The following is a 19,057-nucleotide window of genomic DNA, read 5'->3' on the forward strand; positions in this document are numbered from 1 at the left end:
TCTAAACCATGATCCGTAATATTGAATTTATTATCTTTGCAGCATCAAAATAATTTAAAGAAAATAGCATGAATTCCTTTATTGAAGAACTAAAATGGCGTGGTCTGTTTGCCGATATGATGCCTGGAACGGATGAACAACTGAATAAAGAAGTAACCACAGCATATATTGGTTTCGACCCTACTGCCGATTCTTTGCATATAGGAAGCCTTATACAGATTAAAATCCTGGCTCATTTCCAGCAGCACGGCCATAAGCCGATCGCCTTAGTAGGAGGTGCCACGGGAATGATAGGTGATCCGTCCGGTAAATCCGCCGAAAGAAATCTTTTGGATGAAGAAACTCTTTTACATTATGTAGACTGTTTAAAAAATCAGCTGTCCCGATTTTTAGATTTTGAAGGTGAAGGGGCTAATAAAGCTGAATTGGTTAACAATTATGACTGGATGAAGAATATTTCTTTTCTTGATTTCGCTAAAAATATCGGAAAGAATATTACGGTTAATTATATGATGGCTAAAGACTCTGTTAAAAAAAGATTCTCAGGTGAGGGAGGAGCCGACGGAATGAGCTTTACAGAATTTACGTATCAGCTTATTCAGGGTTATGACTTTCTTCATCTGTACCAGGCCAAGAATGTAAAATTACAGATGGGAGGATCTGATCAGTGGGGAAATATCACTACCGGAACAGAGCTTATCAGGAGAAAAGCACAGGGAGAAGCTTTTGCTTTAACCGTTCCTCTGATTACCAAAGCAGATGGTTCAAAGTTCGGTAAATCCGAAAGCGGAGAAAACTACTGGCTGGATAAAAAGAAAACATCGCCTTACAAATTCTACCAGTTCTGGCTGAATGCCACTGATGAGGATGCAGAAAGATTTATTAAATTTTACACATTCCTTGGAAAAGAGGAAATCGAAGCTTTAATTGAAGAACATAAAACAGCACCTCACGAAAGAAAACTTCAAAAGAAACTGGCTGAAGAAGTTACTGTCTGGGTACACGGTAGAGAAGAATACGAAAAAGCTTTAAAAGCTTCTGAAATTTTATTCGGACGCTCAACAGCAGAAGATCTTGTAAGTCTGGATGAAGAAATTTTCTTAGAAATTTTTGACGGGGTTCCGCAGAAAGAAATTGCCAAAGCTGATGTATTGGGAATTAATATTGTAGACCTTCTTTCTGAAAAATCCGGATTCCTAAAATCCAAAAGTGAAGCCCAAAGAGAATTAAAAGGAAACGCTATTTCTGTCAACAAACAGAAAATCAATGAAGTTTTCACCGCCAATGAAAATGATCTGATAGACGGAAAATTCTTATTACTCCAAAAAGGAAAGAAAAATTACTTTATTGTAAAGGTAATCTAAATAAAAAAACAGGCTGTCTCACTTTTGGGACAGCCTGTTTTATAATTAGGAATTTTGATGATGCTAAAAGGTGTAATTGGCCTGTGCGGAAAGAATCTGCCCGCTTGAAGTTCCTTCTTTTTTCAGTTCACCATCTACATAGATCTGTACTTTCAGGGTAGATGAGGCATCCGCGCCTATTGCCGTTGCTCCTACATTCACATTATAAGTTCCGGCCGGAACTGTAATTTCAGGACTGGTCCAGGTGGTCCCGCTAAGGCTCGTGGCAGAAGTACTGTTGGAATCATAGGCATAAACCGCCACATCGATATTACTTCCCGCCGAAGCAATTGCTTTGAAAACTACTTTATGGCTGTTTCCTGCATTTCCTCCGCCATTATTATCGTCATCATCATTGCTGCATGATGTTACCCACCCGAAAAACATGGTGGTCAATAATAGTACGAATGCACCTTTTAATACGTTTTTTGAAGTCATTTTTCTCATAATTTTATTGATGTATGGAGTTAAATTTATTGCTAAGCCTCGTTTTTCTTTAAGGAGGAGCTGATGTCTTTCAATTTTAATCCTACCCTTCTTAAAGGTTCTGCAAAGCTACCCGAGTGACCTAAAATCCACAATCCTTAAAATCCGGTAATTTCTTCTACCTGATTTTAGGTATTTTTATTTTCAAAATTTCATTCATATTGGTTTTTTTACATATTATAGCAACCTCTATTTAAAACCATGAAAAATTTAATAACCATAATTCTTATTTTAACAAATTACAGTTTCTATGCGCAAAGATTAATACCCCTCAATGAAAAACATTATATAGACAGCTTACAACAGGTTACCCGCAGCAATACCGATCCGATACTCAGAGCCAACGCTCATTTTATACTTTCAGGCTATTACAGAAATATAGATTCCGTCATAAGTAAAGAGCACCTTCAAAAAGGAGAAGTATCAGGCAAAAAAGATCCCTACACCATCGCGAAGTATTACTATTACGAAGGGCTTTATTATCAGGACAGAAATGCACAAAAGGCTGCAGCTTCCTATCAAAAAGCTTTGTCCCTGCTGCCCGGGTTTAAAACGGAGGAAGCTCAGTTTTTTCAGGCTTTATCATGGTATAACTACGGAGTAACCCAGAAAAATAAGGAAGGCTACCCTTTCCTTGTAAAGATATTACTTGAGAAAAGCATACCTCTGGTCGATCAATATACGAACAATCCTGGTCTGGGATATCTGTATTCCCAGCTAGGCATTATTCTCACCTATAATGCCGAATTTGAAAAGTCAGCCCGCTATAATCAAACCTCCCGGGAACTGCTGGAGAAAATTGCACCCCGATCTTCAGAACTTTTCAATGCCTATCTTCATGCAGCAACGAATTTCTGCTATCAGGCTAAAGGAGATGAAGCCAAAAAATACATTGATAAAGCAGAAAAGCTGCTGACTCCTTATCCTGATTCCTCCTATCATGCACCCTTTTATTATATAACAGCCCTCTATTTTATTACCAAGCAGAAAAATGCAGAAGCACTACCCATTATTGAGAAAGGCTTATTTTATTCTAAAAAATATAAACAGAGTATGTTCACCCAAATGTTTTATGTGAATAAATATGATATTCTCAGGAAATTAAATAAATATCCGGAAGCCAAAGCTGTATTAGAAAGTACATTAAATGAAAAAACACTTTTAAGTGATGCCAACAACCGCAAAACCATTTATTATCATTTATCCGCCATTAACGAACTGATGGGAAATGACAGGGAAGCCTTGGACTGGCAAAGAAAATATTCAAGCTTAAGCGACAGCCTGAATACGGAAAATGTAAAATTAGAAATCAACCAGCTGGAAACCAAATTCAACACTGCTGAGAAGGAGAAGAAAATAGCTACCCTCAACGCCGAAAAAAGAGAAAAAGAGCTGCTAATGAGCAAAAAAAATTCTTATCTCCGGATATTGGGACTGGCTGCCCTCCTGTTTTTAAGTCTTCTCATTTTTATATTTCTTCTTTACCGCAAAAACAGGAAAATATCTGAACAGAAAGAAATAAACCTTCAACAAAAAATACAGGATATCAAACAAAAAGAAGAGCTTAATCTTACAAAAGCCATCATGGAAAGTGAGGAAAGAGAAAGGGAACGCATTGCCAGGGATCTGCATGACGGTCTTGGCGGAATGCTTGCGGGAGTCAAAATCAACCTTTCTACCTGGTCCTATACTCATCTTAATCATGACCAGCAGAAAGATCTTCAGAAGATCACCCATCAACTGGATCATTCGGTTACCGAGCTTAGAAATATTGCCCGAAATTTAATGCCGGAATCGTTGCTTCATTTCGGTTTAAAACCTGCTCTAAAGGACCTGTGCGAATTTTATACAAGAAAAGATCTTATCATAGAATGCCAGCTGATCAATATCGGCAGTGGCCTTCCCCTCAGCACTCAGATGAATATTTACAGAATCATCCAGGAGCTGCTTGCTAATGCCGTAAAACATTCGGAAGCCAGTAGTATTCTTCTGCAATGTTCCCAATCCCCCAAAAGCTTCATGATCACAATAGAAGATAATGGCAAAGGGTTCAGGGAAGTAGATCATACCCAAAGTAAAAGCATGGGGCTCCGCAACCTTAGAAACAGGGTGGAATATCTTAAAGGTGAAATGGAAATCAGCTCCGATACGGCAGGAACAGCCATTAATATTGAATTAAATATAAAGGAAAATGAATAAGATAGATATTTTGATTGTGGATGATCATCCTATTGTCATCGAAGGATTGAAAATGATGATGAAGGAACATCCTCTTTTCCATATTATTAAAAGTTGTACAGCGGGCTCAGAAGTTCAACATTTTATAAAATCGAATAAAGCAGACATTATTCTTTTAGATATCAGTTTACCCGATATAAGCGGCATTGAGCTTTGCCGTCAAATCAAAGCCATATCTCCGGCTACTACGGTAATTATGTTCAGTAACCGGTCGGAAAGAAGTGTGATCATGCAGTGCATCGAAAATGGAGCCAGCGGATATTTATTGAAAAATATTTCCATTGAGGAACTTACAGATTGTATTAAAGGGGCTATCTCAGGGAATATCGTATTTTGTAATGAAACCAGGGAAATTATCAGTAAGCCTTCTGAAAATAAATGGACTATTCCCCGGCTCACCAAAAGAGAAAAGCAGATTCTACAATTGGTATCTGCGGGAAAAACCAGTATCAATATTGCTGAGGAATTGTTTTTAAGTCCTTTAACGGTTGATACACACAGAAAAAACCTACTGCAAAAATTTAAAGCAAAAAATTCTACGGAACTGATCTCGCTTGCTTTACAGTACCAATTAATTGAGCAATAAAAAAAACCGCCCTAGCGGCGGTTTGTATGTTGATATTGTTTGTTTTTTATAATTCTAAAAAGCTATGAGTTACAGCGGCACTTAATGTTCCTGTCCCTTTTGCGGTATCAGACTTTGCAACTTCTCCATCTATCCAGATGGTTACTATTAATTGAGAATTTGCTTCAGGAAGTTCCGCATTGGCAGCCAAATTAAGCTGAGACTGGCTCGTACTTACAAAAAATTCCCCGCTTGTCCAAAGGGTACCCACTGGATCATAAATAGTACTCTGATCCGTTCCCACCTGGGTTACAACGGTTTTAAAAACTACATTCTGGGTTCCTTTAACCTCAAACTGTACTACATGGTCCTGGAATTCATCTTCGTCATCATCCTTACATGAATTAACAACGGTAGTGAGTGAAAATAATGCTACTAATAAAAAGGAAAGTCTCAATAAACTTTTTAAATTGTAAAATTGCTTCATTTCTCCAAATAGATTTTTTAATCTTCCAAATATAAGTTTTTTATCAATATAAAAATATCTTTTTTGAAAAATTTCTAACGAAAATTTCTAAATAATATCGATTCGATAAAAATAATGAATTGTATATTTTTGAAAGTAAAAAACCTGAAATAGTAAAACCGGTTAATTATCAGCAATTTAATAAAAATATCTATTATCACAACCTTTCTCTTAAATTAATATATTTGCATATGGATTTAAAATACTTGGTCAGAGAACCCGAAAATATTACCTCAGCTACGCCTATCCTATTTATGCTTCATGGCTATGGAAGCAATGAACAAGACCTTTTCAGCTTCCGGGAAACACTACCGGCCGACTGGATACTGGTGAGCTTCAGGGCTCCGAGAGATACCCAGTTCGAAGGTTTTTCCTGGTATGATATAGATTTTAATAATCCTGAAAACTTCATTGATGTTGAGCAGGCCAGAGAGTCCCTCAATGCTTTACTTGAAAGTATGCTGAAAATTATTAACCATTATGGATTAACGGAAAATAAAACCCATCTGTGCGGATTCAGTCAGGGAGGTATTTTGAGTTATGCCCTTGCATTACAATATCCCGAAATGTTCAGTTACGTAGCCTGTATGAGTTCTTATCCGGAACCCAAAATCCTGGATCATCTAGTAAAAGACAAAAAGAAACTTGAACACCTCCGCTTTTTCATATCCCATGGAACTGAAGATGCAGTTATCCCTTTAGACTGGGGAAGAAAAGCTGCTGATCTGCTGTACGATCTCGGCTGCTATTTTACTTTCCGTGAATATATGAGCGGGCATGGCGTCAATCAGAAGAATTATATGGATCTGATGGAGTTTTTCTCAAAATAAATATTTAGAATTAAAGGAAATTCAATATTCATCAATATTGATTAAAATATACGCAAGCATTTTCTATTTTGAGAATGCTTTTTTTATTTTATATCATTTAATTTTACTAAATTCAGTAAATGAAATCTCTATATTTCATATGGATCATGTTTTTCAGCATTTTTTCTAATGCCCAAAATACTTTTGAACCTACTGATACCGAAAAAACTACTATCCGTTTTCAACTGATCAACAACCTTATTTTCATTCCGGTAAACATTAATGGGGCTGATCTCACTTTTTTGCTGGATACGGGAGTTCAGGAAACATCTATATTCAGTCTGGAAGATAAAGAATTACAGCTCAGCCATGTAGAAAAAATCAAATTTTCAGGTTTGGGCGGGAGTGTCGTTATAGATGGCTTCCGCTCCGATAATAATATCGGAAGAATAGGAAACAACCTGGTGAATAAATCTCTTTCTCTTTTTATCATCATCGACCAGGAATTCAATATCTCTTCCCATGTTGGAATTCCTGTTAACGGTATTATAGGATATCATTTTTTTAAAAACCATCCTGTCGTCATTGATTATACAGCAAAAAAAATTACTATTTATAATAATGAGCAGCTTTTCAAAAGGAAAATGAGAAAGTTTACGGAGTTCCCTGTTTCCATTGAAAAAAGTAAACCCTATATCTATGCCGATGTAGAAATGACCCGTGAAAGGAAAAACTCCAAACTGTTAATAGATCTCGGCAACAGTGATCCGATCTGGTTATTCCCTGCCTTAATTAAAGACTTTGTTTATAACCGTCCCAATATTGATGATTTTCTCGGCAGAGGTTTCAATGGTGATGTATATGGCAAAAGGAGCCGGATTCATGCATTCTATCTCGGTAATTTCAGGTTTGAAAAACCTATTACTGCCATGCCCCATGAATTCTCCATTCAGCATATCAATCTCGTGGAAAACAGGAAAGGCTCCATAGGTGGAGATATCATGAAGCGTTTTACGGTCGCCTTCGATTATCAGAATGAGAAAATGTACTTAAAAAGAAACAGTAATTATGATGATCCTTTTAATTTTAATATGAGTGGACTGGACTTTAAACAAGACGGACTGCAGTGGGAAAAAAACCTGGTAAAGCTTGAAACACCCCATATGCCCAAGTCCGCCAATGAAACTCCTGTCATCAACAAAAGTCTCCAGTATAAATTTACGCTTAAGCCTATATTTTCCATCGCAGGAGTAAGAAAAGATTCTCCCGCCTTTAAAGCAGGATTACTAAAGGATGATCTCGTGATAAGCATCAATGGCAATAAGACTTCGGACATGACCCTTGAAAAAATTATGGAACTGATGAAATCTCATGAAGGAAAAACCATCACCATGATTATTCAGCGAAAAAAAGAATCCTTAACTTTAAGCTTTACATTAGAAGACCCCATTCCCTATCAAGAATAAACACTATGAAAACAGAAGAAACCACATTAGACAAGATCAGAACGAGGCCCCGCTTTAAAATGTTCACTAATCTCAGCAAGGAAGAATACGCGGAAAGTTTAAAAAAATACCTGAACGATCATAATGATGAATTTTCAGGAAACATCAATAAAGAAGTAGCTACCATATGTGTGGAAACCCCTGATAATAGTTACTGGAAACCTAATCTAGCCCTCCGGGCCGAAAGCGAAGACGGAGTAACTGCCATAAGAGGTGTTTTCGGACCGAGTTCAGCAGTATGGACTTTCTTTATGTTTCTGTACTTCCTTTTTTCGGTTTTATGGATGACTTTCATCACGATGTTCTATGTGGAAAAACAGATTAACAGTAATGATTTTCCATGGGCTCTTAATGCTTCGTTTGCGATGCTTATCTGTATCGGGCTTACTTATGCTGCTGCAAAGTTTGGCCAGCACAAAGGTAAATCCGAAATGCAGAAGTTAAGAAAGTTTGCCGAGGAATCTACGTTACAGTTTGAGAAAAAAAATCACATTCCTGATGTGGACTCCGTATGAATTGGAGCTGCCATAGCTTTAGCCGCTTTTATAGAATCAGAAACTTTCTCCCTATTGGATTGTTCTTTTACTATTTTTTCAATATTAGGTTCCATCAATTGAGTCATTTCCTCTACTGAAATATTATTGGCGTTAGGATCATTCAATAGTTTTCTCCAGGGCTTTCTTTTCCCCCACGGATAATCACCAAAGATAACCACCGGTGTCCCGTTAGCTTTCAGGGTTGCTCCTCCGGGATTAAGGATCCAGGTATCGGCGTAAGAATACAGCCATTGAGCATCTTTTTTCAGTAATCTTAAACATGAGTGAGAAGCGGGATAGCCCGGCAGTGTATATTCATGCCAGCCTATTCCTAATGTATTGTGAACATTTACATTATAAGGAAGTTTCCATTCATCGCTTACCGTAGAAATTGCAAGTTTCTTTTTCCAGTTGGCGAACATCAGTCCGGTTTTGGTCTTTGCCGATTTACTTCCCATGCTGGTAGGCCCCCATTTTACCAGGCTTCCGTTGGAATATACTCCATAGGCCTGAATAGGATAAGAAAACACCACCAATTTCTTTACGTTACTTAATATATCAAGCTGCATCGGAAAAGGTGAATACGCCATTAAGGTAGTATCTATTTTAGTAGGAACCACTAAGGTATCTGCATTCCATTTACTTTTAGAATCCAGGCGGTTTAAAGCTAAAATAGTATATCTTTCTTTTTCTGTATATTTTTTGCTGAAATCAGCATACACAGAGTCTCTGAGTTTTTTATCTTTAGGAAGAATAAGTCCGCTGTAAAATCCGTTTTCCTGCATGATAGGCGGTACAGACTCTTTCACCACCTTCTCTTCTACCGAATCTTTTTTCAGGGAATCAGTTTCTGCTACTACAGCTTCTGTAGAAGGATTATCATCTGATTGAGAATTATTTTCAGACAGGGTTTCTTTTTTACAGGAAATTAAAAATAAAGCAAAAATAAGGGTATAGAAAAATGATTTTCTTCCAAATAATGTATTCATAAAATTTAACTGATCATTTAGTTTTGCGATGTAGTACAAATATCAGACCTTAAATGAATTTTTCAGTAAAATTATTTCTTAGAAAATTGCTGGAGAAATTCTCCATTTCCTCCCTCTCCCATTAAAAAAACAAAAAGAGTAACAAATAACTCATTACTCTTTTTTTTATTTATTAATTCAGAAGATATTTAAATCCATCTCATTCCTTTAAAAATATTGAAGTCATCTTCTCCCAAAACCTCTTTACGATAGTAAGCATAATTAGCAGCCATTCCACATAAAATTCCATAAGCAGCACCTACACCTCCTGCAACACCATTAGGAAGGAACAGCGTAATAATAAAAATACAAATATTCAAACCTAATAATAGTAAGGCTCCTTTCCACATTCCTTTAATAAGAAAATAAATTACTCCAAAGAAAAAAGCATAAAAATTCATATTAATTCTAAGCTTATTAACAAAACCATTTATATTCTTATAAGCTTCCTTGTACTCCGGACTACCCGGTGCTCCATGTTTTTGAAAAAATGAAAATCTCTCATTCCATACTTCATCATAATTGGCAGTATTCCATGTCGGATTAGTAACTGCTTCAATTGTTTTTTCTTCCATAATGTGCATATATATTTATTTATAAAATCTATTATAAAAATAGAAATACAAATATAATTCATTTTTTATCATATAATAACTTTTATGATAATTATTCAAGAATAAAAATATACTCAAAAACACATTTAAATTCCTACATAATCAGGAAATATTGAATTTTTACAGCATTAATAGTAAATACAGATTCGATAAAATAATTAGAAAAAAATATATAAAAACAAAAAAAAGCTATAAAATAAATTTTACAGCTTTTGATTTTGCGATCCGGACGGGACTCGAACCCGCGACCTCCGCCGTGACAGGGCGGCATTCTAACCAACTGAACTACCGGATCAGTAGTTCTTGTTTTTAATCAAATTTGATTGCGATCCGGACGGGACTCGAACCCGCGACCTCCGCCGTGACAGGGCGGCATTCTAACCAGCTGAACTACCGGATCAGTAGTTCTTAATTTTAAATTAAATTTGATTGCGATCCGGACGGGACTCGAACCCGCGACCTCCGCCGTGACAGGGCGGCATTCTAACCAACTGAACTACCGGATCAAATTTTGTTAAAGAACGTCTCTTGTTTTTCGTGATTGCAAAATTACAAATTTTCCGGAATCTCACAATGTTTTTCACAAAAAAAATGCTTTCCATAATGGAAAGCATTCATAATCAAAGCTATTTTTTATAAGTGCGCGCTCAATTTTTCAGCGATCACTTCTTTAGGTGCTACACCTACTAATTTATCTACTACCTCTCCGTTTTTGAAAATCAAAACAGTAGGAATATTTCTGATACCATACTGCATGGAAATTTCCTGGTTGTTATCAACATCCACTTTTCCCACGACAGCCTTACCTTCAAAATCTGTTGCTACTTCTTCAATAATAGGACCTAAAGTTCTACATGGTCCACACCATACTGCCCAAAAGTCAACTAATACCGGTTTATCAGATTTTAAAACCGCATCCTGAAATGAGCTATCCGTAATTTCTAAAGCCATTTTTATTTTTTTATTTAAATTAATATACTATTTCTTAATCGATTGTTAAATCAATATTCAAAATTACTACTTTTCTGTAATAAAGTTATCTATGCTCAATATTTGTTTTTTCTATAACAAATTCCGCGGAGATTTCTTTAATTGCCTTTACTAATGCATCCACATCAGCTTTGGTATTCATATGACTGAAAGAGATACGCAAAGGTGTACAGTTATCCATTTCTTCATCGGATAAAACCATCATCATTACCATGGACGGCTTTGCAGCTCCGGAAGAGCATGCGCTTCCCTGAGAAATGGCAATGCCTTTCATATCCAGCTGTAAACTTATCAATGGATCTTTATAAGGTAGTAATACACTTAATAAAGTATAAAGACTGTTTTCCTGTTCTGCACTTCTTCCGTTAAATTTAATTCCCGGAATTTCAGCAGTCAGTCTTTCAATAGCATAATCTTTAATTTCCCGGATATGATTCACATAAGAAACCATATTCTGTAAAGAGAGTTCCAATGCTTTTCCAAGTCCTACAATACCGCATACATTTTCAGTTCCTGCTCTTAGGCTTCTTTCCTGAGGTCCTCCGGTGATAATTCCTTTCAAACCTGAAGATTTTCTTATAAATGCAAAGCCAATCCCTTTCGGACCATGGAACTTATGAGCACTGCATGAAGCAAAATCCAACGGAATAGCAGAAAAATCCAAATCCATATGAGCCATCGTCTGTACGGTATCCGAGTGGAAAAGGACATTATTTTCTTTGCATAGTTCAGCAATTCTTTTGATATCATAAAGGTTCCCTATTTCATTATTGGCATGCATTAAGGTAACCAGGGTTTTCTTATCTGAGCTTTTAAGGATTTCTTCAAATTTATCAAGATCCAAATCTCCTTTTTCGTCTGGACGCATATATACTACTTCCACCCCTTTTCTGTTCTTCATATCGAGGGTACTTTCGGAAACGCATTTGTGTTCCATGGGCGAGGTAATGATCCTTTCCACTCCCAAATGCTCCACACTGGATTTAATAATCATATTATTAGATTCTGTACCACATGAAGTAAAGATAATTTCTGCGGGCGTCACGTGAAGATAATCTGCAATCTGTCTTCTTACATTTTCTATAAGAATTTTTGCTTCCTGACCGAAACTATGAGTAGAAGACGGATTTCCGAAATTCGTTTTCATAGTGTCTATCATTGCATCAATAACTTCTTCGGAAAGAGCGGTTGTTGCTGCATTATCTAAATATATTTTATCCATTTTTATTTTGAATATTTTAATTCTACGGAGGTGAACTTATAATCTGAAGGAACAGTAAAGATCATCCATGGAGCGGAAATCATCTGTATTTCCATTCCCCCGGACTCGCGATAAGGAACTTCTACTATAAGTACATTGTCCTTAACGAATAAATTTTTGATTTCCGGGATCCTGTGATCACCGGACCGGAAAGTCCCCAGATTATACAGCACCACTTTTTTGTTAGCTGGAAATTTCGGATAAGCCGCGGATGACTCTTTCCCTGCCTCTACAATCTGAAACTGATTTCTTCCGATGGCCTTTTGAAAATCCTTTTCATTATCTATAATGGTGAACCCGGGAGTTTCTGTTCCTCCCTGAGATTCAGAAATGAAAATATCTTCACCATCCTGAAGTTTTTGTGATTTTACGGATGTCATGGTTGTGCAACTTGTAAGAATTACAAAACATAATACAAGTAATCTTATCATTTTTTCACTTTTACTTTTCAAAATTAGTGAAAAAATTGGTAATGACCTTCATTTGCCCATTTTAACATAGGCCTGTCTCCCGTGGTATCACCGAAAGCTATGATTTTATCGTATTTAGAATCGTTTATTTCTTCTTTTATCCTTTCTAGTTTTTCTTTCCCGTTGCAGTTTTTTCCAATAAAGTTTCCTGTGAACACTCCATTTTTAAATTCGGCACGGGTAGAAACAAGCTGCATTTGCAGTTCGTCCGCAAAAGGTTTCACCCAAATATCCAATGACGCAGTCACCAATAAGCTTTGGGTATTATTTCGATCGATATTTTTAATAAAGTCCAACGCATTTTCCCTTACAATTTTAGGGTAATGATGTTCAAAAAACTTCTGGGCTTTCTTTTCTATTTTCTGCTGGGACTGTCCTTTAAGAACAGATCCTATAAAGCTTTTCTTCACTTTCTCAGTATCGGCCAGCTTCAGCTTCAATAATATAAATAGCGGAACATGTTTTAAAAACTGTATATGGTATTTTGTAGGATTATAAAATTTAAGATACATGAACATTGTATCCCTATAAGTTATGGTACCGTCAAAATCAAAACAATACAATTTTTTCATTTTATTTAAAGTTTTAATTTTTTAAATATAAATTCAGGAATATTTCTGATAATCATCATAATAATTCCCCAGACAGGTAATACATAAGCTACATTTTTTTCTTTTTTGTAAGCTTTGTATATACATTTCGCGGCTTGCTTTGGAGTAGCAGTCAGCTTTGGATTTAACGGCAGTCCTTCTGTCATCTTGGTAGCCATAAAACCTGGCTTAATGGTAAGGACATGCACTTTTTTATCAAAGAGATAATTTCTTAGCCCACTTAGATAGGCTGTAAAAGCCGCTTTTGCGCTTCCATAAATAAAATTACTCTGTCTTCCCCGGTCTCCTGCTACTGAAGAAAGTCCTATAATGGTACCTGATCTTCTGTTTTCCATTTTCTGAGCAAAGTAATTCATTACCGGAACCAGCCTGGAATAGTTAATATCAATAATACGTTCGGTATTTTTATTATCGTATAATCCTTCTTCGGTTCCTTCTCCCAAATATCCGGTTGCACAAAACAACAGATTGGAATTGACATTTCCAAAACGGCTGTAATCAATTTCCTTCATCAGGTCCAGTTCAATCACCTCGGATTGCTGTACAAATTTTACATCAATATGACGTGCGAACCTTTCCGTGGCCTCTTTATTTGAGGTAAAAAAATATATTTTTTCAAACTTTTCTCCTTCCTGCAATGCTTTTTCTACAAAAGCCTGAGCTACTTCGGATGTACTTCCTAGAACAATCATTGGCTAGTTATTATTTAAAATTCTTTTATGCTGCAAAGACACAAATTTAGGACTTTGAACGTTTTTCAGATAGTTCGTTAAAGAGGATTTACTCATACTGTCTTTCGTTAAATAAATTCTTCCTCCGAATTCCTGAACTATATTATCCAATTGCTCCACCAGTTTTTTAAGTTTTGAATTTACTTTAAAATCAAGAGCCAGCGTATAACCTTCCATAGGAAATGAATTATAGGCCTGAGGATTATTCTTTCCAAAGAGCTTTAAAACTGCAAGAAAAGAACCGTTTCCACTGTTAGCAATTGTTTCCAGAATTTTTTTCATTCCTTCTTTTCCTTTTTCTTTCGGAATTACCATCTGATACTGGATGAATCCGGATTTACCGTAAATTTTATTCCAGTCATTGATTACATCCAGGGGATAAAAGAAGGTTTCATAGTCTATAAAGTTCTTAATTTCTTTTTTAGTCTGCTTTTTATAATATAATAAGTTGAATATTTTTACCGTCAATGCATTTAATACAAAATTCGGAAAATAAAAAGGGACGGTAGGCTTAAACTTTTCTTTTAATCTCAACGGATTTTTAGCCATTTTTTGAGGAAGCTCATGTTGGAAAGCATGTTCTCCTCTCATGAGAATACTTCGTCCTATATCTTTTCCTTTTTGCAGGCAGTCAATCCATGCCACCGTATAGGTCCAGCTCTCACTTTCATCGAACAACCTGAATATTTCCTCCAGATTATCCGCCTTGATACTTTCCTGACGGATATATGCGGATTCTATATTTTTCAATTTGAATTTAGCCGAGATGATAATTCCCGTAAGTCCCATTCCTCCTATGGTTGCCCAGAACTTATCTGCATTTTCTTCTCTGGAGCATATTATTATTTCCCCGTTTTCATTCATTAATTTGAACTCGGTAACATATTCTGAGAAACAGCCTTCAGCGTGGTGATTTTTACCGTGTACATCTGAAGCAATCGCTCCTCCTACACTGATAAATTTGGTGCCCGGCGTTACATATAAAAAATATCCTTGAGGAACGGATACTTCGAGGACTTCGGAAAGCAAAACTCCCGATTCACATTCTATAATACCATTCAGCCGGTCAAAGCTGATGAATTTATTTAATTTCTTTGTAGAGAATATATGTTCACCCAGTGAAGCATCTCCATAGCATCTGCCATTCCCTCTTGCAATTACTTCATTATTGCTGAGAACAAAGTTTTTTATTTTCCCCAGGGTGTCTTCGGATCTCATTTCCTTTTCCACTACCGGATAGTTACCCCAGTTGGTAACTTTTTGAACAAAATTAGGTTTCATCATTTAAAATAGATTTGGATTAAAAATGTAATAACCCATAACAATAAGGTAATCTGGATATACCGGTCCTTGTATATGATTTTTGTAGGAGACTCGGTTCTGTTATACACCAATGTCTGCTGCAAATATCGTAAGAGGGCAAATACCACAAATATCACCGTATAGAAGACTCTGGGATGGAACTTTTCCTGAACTTCCGGTGAAAGGGTAAACATCAGATAACATACGATCGTCAGCGTTACCGATATGGACAGGGCTATGTCTGCAAACTGTACATTATAGCCGTCAAGCGCTTTCCGTGTTTTTCCGGAAACCTGTGCATTGATGAGTTCTCCCCTTCTTTTTCCTATAGCCAGGATAAGAGCCAGGATAAAGGTAAGAAGTATCGCCCACTGCGAAATAAAGATTCCTGTAATATAACCTCCGGCCAGTACTCTTAATACAAAGCCAATGGCAATAATAAAAATATCAATTATGGGAACATGTTTTAATTTGAAGGTATAGGCAATATTCATCACAAAATAAAAACCTATAATCGCTGCAAACTTCCATAAATTCAGATCAAAATAAAACTGGGAAAAAAGAATCAGTGCAATATCCAAAATCACGAGCCCTATCAATATGACAATAGCCTGGGATTTTGAGATGGCACCGCTTGCCAATGGTCTTTCTTTCTTTTCCGGATGCTGTCTGTCCGCTTCTATATCATTATAATCATTGAGGATGTATACCACACTTGCCACCAATGAAAAAATAATGAAGGCAAAAACACTCTCAGTGAGTAAATGTAAATTTTTGATATTACCTGAGAAAAACAGCGGTACAAAAACAAATATGTTTTTTACCCATTGCTCTACACGGAGCAGTTTTAGATATTTCTTCATTTATGTTATTTCAATTGCAAAAATACTAAAATTAAAAATTTATAGTATAAAAATACGAAAAAAACCGCCGAAGCGGTTAGGTAAGAAAATATTTATATAATAAAATTAATTATTGCCCTTTTTGAGCGTCATTAATCATTTTCTCGTTCGCTGTAATTGCAAATTCCACTCTTCTGTTTTTAGCTCTTCCTTCATCAGTTTCGTTGCTAGCAACCGGTTGGCTTTCTCCTTCTCCTTTTGCAAATAATCTGCTTGATGCAATTCCTTTGGCACTTAAATAAGATTTCACAGATTCAGCTCTTCTTTCTGAAAGTGAAAGGTTATAGGAATCAGATCCTTTGCTGTCTGTGTGTCCGTAAATATTGATATTCGTATCCGGGTTGTTGATTAAAACTTCTGAAAGCTTATCCAGGTTATTTTTTGCAGTAGCTGTAAGTGCTGAGGAATCGAAATCGAAGTTTACGATACTTTCATTTAAAGTAATTTTAATACCGTCACCTACTCTTTCCACTTCTGCTCCAGGTAAAGTTTCTTTAATTTCTTTAGCCTGCTTATCCATTTTATTACCGATTACGTTACCCGCAACTCCACCGATCACTCCTCCTAAAACTGCTCCTAAGGCTCCATTTCCCCCTTTACCTACATTGTTTCCCAAGATACCTCCTAAGACAGCACCTGATGCTACTCCCACAGCGGTACCTCTTTGCTGGTGGTTAGAATTCTGAACAGCTTCACAGCTTGTTAATAATAAAGCTGATGATAAGAAAAGTCCTCCGATATATGTTTTATTAAATTTCATTTTTTTAAATCTTTAAGGTTGATAAATTATTTTCCTGTTCTCTGAAAGTTATATACTACTCTCACGTTGCTTCCATCGAAAGGAACGTTCTGTTCAAGAGAGAACTGGTTTTCAGACTGGCTGATCAGTGTCAGCGCATACCCTACTGTATTCTGTTTTGCTTTTGTACCGTCTGCTATTTTTTTAAACATAAAGGTACTTCCGTTTGTTACTTCAAATTTGATCGGTTGAGTAAAGCTTGGGCAGTCTCCACCTCCGTTAAGAGAATAAGAACCGGTATAGTTATTAGGCACCAATTTCCATTGGCTTCCTACAAAACACTGAGCATCTGCACCTTCATCAAAAGGTTTGATTTTAAATCCTTTATCATAATCAACACTTACGATTTGCCAATCTCCTTTCAACTTCAAAAATTCAGATCTTTGATTCTGTGATGTCTGTGCATTTTTCGTTGCGGAACATGACACTGCAAAAAGTGATGTCCCCAACATTCCTGCAAGTAGTAACTTTTTCATATTGTTGTTTATTATTTTATATACATTATAGTTACAAAAAACCGTGCCAAAATGATTATAAATAAAATAAAAAAAGCCCGAAGACTCGGACTTTTTTTTATAAGGTTCAAATAATGAATTTATTTTATTTTTTAGCAGCCTTTTTTGCTGCTTTTCCGGCTTTTTTCACATTGGAAGATTTTCCGTTATAAAAATTGGTATACGCATATTCAGCTGCTTTTTCCAAGTCTATAACACCTCCTGCCTGCGAGTAGTCCGCAAATCCATTCTCGGTATTCGGGTTGCTTGTTTTTACCAGAGATTCAATCACCTGAGCCGGACTAAGTCCCGGCATATAGGCTAATAAAACCGCTGCCGCTCCTGCTACTACCGGTGAAGCCATTGATGTTCCCTGTAAATATTTATATTCATTTTTAGGAACTGTGGAGTAGATTTCTTCTCCCGGAGCAAATACATTCACCATTTTTTTATTGTAATTGGAGAAACTTGCTCTCAGCTCGTTATTTTTATTGGTACTTGCACCTACCACCATGACGTTGGTTACAAACGGCTTATCATCCGTTACATTTTTAAAGTTGGTAGGATAAGCCAGATGTTCTGCTACGTCTTCATTTTCATTACCTGCTGCTTTCACTAATAAAACACCTTTATCTTCAGCATATTTAAAAGCATCCCAAACTACATTTTTACCTGGAGAAACCGGTTTACCGAAGCTCATATTTAAAACTTTAGCTCCGTTATCTACTGCATATCTGATGGCATTGGCAACGTCTTTATCTCTTTCATCTCCATTCGGAACGGTTCTTACGGACATAATTTTTGCCACTTTGGAAGCGACTCCGTACTGCACTTCTTTTCCTTGTGGTAATCCGGCAATAATTCCTGCTACGTGGGTACCGTGTTCAGCGTCCGGTCCTTCATAATGGTTATTCCCATAGTTTTTTTCCGAATAGTCGTCATAGTTATCGCCCACTATTTCAGCTCTCGGATCATAATCCAGGTTATATTGTTTTTCCTGCGGCCCGAAATAATCTAAAGCTTCTTTCATCTGCTCCTTCATTCCTTTTTCGAATTCGGCAGAAGATTTTCCTTTAAAATCCGGGCTTTGAGAAACCTGCGTCAATACCTGTACGGCAATTGCTTCGTTCTGGTCTGCCGGCTTTATAGCTGCTACATTTTCCGGAGTTACAGGTTTACCTCCTAAAAGCTTAACCATAGTAGGAATCAATTCGTTAAGCATAGTATATGTCTGAAAGTTCTGTCTTGCTTCCACACTCTTTTTAGTGTGCAACTCTTTTGACTTCATATACATTGCAAATTCTTCCGGCATTTTGGTCTGATTGGCTTTATTTTTTGCAGAATCATCACCTTCGAATACAGGCTTATATTTTTTCACCACACGGGTTACTTCCATATTATCAATATCTACATCTCCATTCTTCCCTCCGATAAAGTTCCAGCCATGAATATCATCAATATATCCGTTTCCATCATCATCTTTACCGTTGTTTGGCACTTCATTCGGATTGGTCCAAACATTTTTCACCAATCCCGGATGGTCCACCTGAACACCACTATCTAACACCCCAACCACTACAGTTTTAGGTTTTAAACCTTTAGATTCCAAATATTTATAGGCATTTTCGGTATTTATCCCATATACTTTCGTTGAAGCATAATCTTTATGATACCAAGTCATTAAATCCTTATTTTCTTTAGGATCTATATTTGCTCCTTGAGCTTCCTGTGCAAAAGCGACATTAAAGCCTGTCAAAAAAACTGCAGCTAAAAATATTTTTCTCATG

General features: G+C 36.5%; 20 protein-coding genes and 3 tRNA genes. 6 read left to right on the top strand and 17 right to left on the bottom strand.

Annotated elements, in window-relative coordinates; genetic code table 11:
• Positions 1-68: 68 nt before the first annotated feature.
• Positions 69-1,364 carry a tyrosine--tRNA ligase gene (gene tyrS / locus ABJ974_RS11555; RefSeq protein WP_419868403.1) on the top strand — a complete coding sequence of 432 codons (1,296 nt, stop codon included), beginning with the start codon at positions 69-71 and terminating at the stop codon, positions 1,362-1,364.
• Positions 1,365-1,427: 63 nt separating this feature from the next.
• Here tyrS and ABJ974_RS11560 read toward each other — a convergent pair whose 3' ends face one another.
• On the bottom strand, positions 1,428-1,841 hold the full coding sequence (locus ABJ974_RS11560) for a hypothetical protein (RefSeq protein WP_419868404.1): 414 nt from the start codon (positions 1,839-1,841) through the stop codon (positions 1,428-1,430).
• 249 nt (positions 1,842-2,090) lie between these two features.
• On the opposite strand from ABJ974_RS11560, the gene ABJ974_RS11565 reads away from it, so the two are divergent.
• Positions 2,091-4,088, top strand: coding sequence for a tetratricopeptide repeat-containing sensor histidine kinase (locus ABJ974_RS11565; protein WP_419868405.1), 1,998 nt, complete (start codon positions 2,091-2,093; stop codon positions 4,086-4,088).
• Positions 4,081-4,713, top strand: a complete 633-nt coding sequence (locus ABJ974_RS11570; RefSeq protein WP_419868406.1) for a response regulator — start codon at positions 4,081-4,083, stop codon at positions 4,711-4,713. The genes ABJ974_RS11565 and ABJ974_RS11570 overlap by 8 nt, the downstream gene beginning before the upstream one ends.
• A 46-nt stretch (positions 4,714-4,759) precedes the next feature.
• Here the strand turns inward: ABJ974_RS11570 and ABJ974_RS11575 are convergent, their stop codons facing one another.
• The gene (locus ABJ974_RS11575) at positions 4,760-5,179 is read right to left on the bottom strand and encodes a hypothetical protein (RefSeq protein WP_419868407.1); all 420 of its coding nucleotides are present in this window, start codon (positions 5,177-5,179) and stop codon (positions 4,760-4,762) included.
• A gap of 230 nt (positions 5,180-5,409) precedes the next feature.
• Here ABJ974_RS11575 and ABJ974_RS11580 point away from each other — a divergent pair, with 230 nt between their 5' ends.
• From ABJ974_RS11580 to ABJ974_RS11590, 3 genes are all read left to right on the top strand, one after another.
• Complete coding sequence (locus ABJ974_RS11580) at positions 5,410-6,048, top strand: alpha/beta hydrolase (RefSeq protein WP_419868408.1); 639 nt, start codon at positions 5,410-5,412, stop codon at positions 6,046-6,048.
• Between the two features lie 119 nt (positions 6,049-6,167).
• Positions 6,168-7,493, top strand: a complete 1,326-nt coding sequence (locus tag ABJ974_RS11585) for a PDZ domain-containing protein (RefSeq protein WP_419868409.1) — start codon at positions 6,168-6,170, stop codon at positions 7,491-7,493.
• A 5-nt stretch (positions 7,494-7,498) separates the two neighbouring features.
• Complete coding sequence (locus ABJ974_RS11590; RefSeq protein ID WP_419868410.1) at positions 7,499-8,047, top strand: hypothetical protein; 549 nt, start codon at positions 7,499-7,501, stop codon at positions 8,045-8,047.
• Here the strand turns inward: ABJ974_RS11590 and ABJ974_RS11595 are convergent.
• The 15 genes from ABJ974_RS11595 to ABJ974_RS11665 all read right to left on the bottom strand — a co-directional run bounded on the left by ABJ974_RS11595 (position 8,020) and on the right by ABJ974_RS11665 (position 19,056).
• Complete coding sequence (locus ABJ974_RS11595; protein WP_419868411.1) at positions 8,020-9,057, bottom strand: L,D-transpeptidase; 1,038 nt, start codon at positions 9,055-9,057, stop codon at positions 8,020-8,022. The two genes, ABJ974_RS11590 and ABJ974_RS11595, sit on opposite strands and share 28 nt — an antisense overlap.
• 188 nt (positions 9,058-9,245) lie before the next feature.
• On the bottom strand, positions 9,246-9,671 hold the full coding sequence (locus ABJ974_RS11600) for a DUF2628 domain-containing protein (protein WP_419868412.1): 426 nt from the start codon (positions 9,669-9,671) through the stop codon (positions 9,246-9,248).
• Between the two features lie 260 nt (positions 9,672-9,931).
• Positions 9,932-10,005: transfer RNA gene (locus tag ABJ974_RS11605), tRNA-Asp, on the bottom strand.
• 31 nt (positions 10,006-10,036) lie between these two features.
• A tRNA-Asp gene (locus tag ABJ974_RS11610) sits at positions 10,037-10,110 on the bottom strand.
• 32 nt (positions 10,111-10,142) lie between these two features.
• A tRNA-Asp gene (locus ABJ974_RS11615) sits at positions 10,143-10,216 on the bottom strand.
• Between the two features lie 127 nt (positions 10,217-10,343).
• Complete coding sequence (gene trxA / locus ABJ974_RS11620; protein ID WP_292010616.1) at positions 10,344-10,661, bottom strand: thioredoxin; 318 nt, start codon at positions 10,659-10,661, stop codon at positions 10,344-10,346.
• 85 nt (positions 10,662-10,746) lie between these two features.
• Positions 10,747-11,922 (bottom strand): cysteine desulfurase family protein, encoded by a 1,176-nt coding sequence (locus ABJ974_RS11625; protein ID WP_419868413.1) that lies wholly within the window; start codon positions 11,920-11,922, stop codon positions 10,747-10,749.
• A 2-nt stretch (positions 11,923-11,924) separates the two neighbouring features.
• Complete coding sequence (locus ABJ974_RS11630) at positions 11,925-12,392, bottom strand: hypothetical protein (protein WP_419868414.1); 468 nt, start codon at positions 12,390-12,392, stop codon at positions 11,925-11,927.
• A gap of 23 nt (positions 12,393-12,415) precedes the next feature.
• Complete coding sequence (locus tag ABJ974_RS11635) at positions 12,416-13,003, bottom strand: HAD family hydrolase (protein WP_419868415.1); 588 nt, start codon at positions 13,001-13,003, stop codon at positions 12,416-12,418.
• 5 nt (positions 13,004-13,008) lie between these two features.
• Entirely contained in the window at positions 13,009-13,734 is a 726-nt protein-coding gene (locus tag ABJ974_RS11640; RefSeq protein WP_419868416.1) for an SDR family NAD(P)-dependent oxidoreductase, read from the bottom strand.
• A 3-nt stretch (positions 13,735-13,737) separates the two neighbouring features.
• Positions 13,738-15,054, bottom strand: coding sequence for an FAD-binding oxidoreductase (locus ABJ974_RS11645; RefSeq protein WP_419870970.1), 1,317 nt, complete (start codon positions 15,052-15,054; stop codon positions 13,738-13,740).
• Positions 15,054-15,938: a decaprenyl-phosphate phosphoribosyltransferase gene (locus ABJ974_RS11650; protein WP_419868417.1), complete on the bottom strand. Its 885-nt coding sequence runs from the start codon at positions 15,936-15,938 to the stop codon at positions 15,054-15,056. The genes ABJ974_RS11645 and ABJ974_RS11650 overlap by 1 nt, the downstream gene beginning before the upstream one ends.
• Positions 15,939-16,047: 109 nt before the next feature.
• Positions 16,048-16,737 (bottom strand): OmpA family protein, encoded by a 690-nt coding sequence (locus ABJ974_RS11655; RefSeq protein WP_419868418.1) that lies wholly within the window; start codon positions 16,735-16,737, stop codon positions 16,048-16,050.
• Positions 16,738-16,763: 26 nt separating this feature from the next.
• A complete protein-coding gene (locus tag ABJ974_RS11660; protein ID WP_419868419.1) occupies positions 16,764-17,252 on the bottom strand; it encodes a lipocalin-like domain-containing protein in 489 nt (162 codons plus the stop codon).
• Between the two features lie 124 nt (positions 17,253-17,376).
• Entirely contained in the window at positions 17,377-19,056 is a 1,680-nt protein-coding gene (locus ABJ974_RS11665; protein WP_419868420.1) for a S8 family serine peptidase, read from the bottom strand.
• Position 19,057: the final 1 nt, after the last annotated feature.

Origin of the sequence: Chryseobacterium sp. CT-SW4 (assembly GCF_048572715.1) — a bacterium.
Taxonomy (GTDB): Bacteria; Bacteroidota; Bacteroidia; order Flavobacteriales; family Weeksellaceae; genus Chryseobacterium.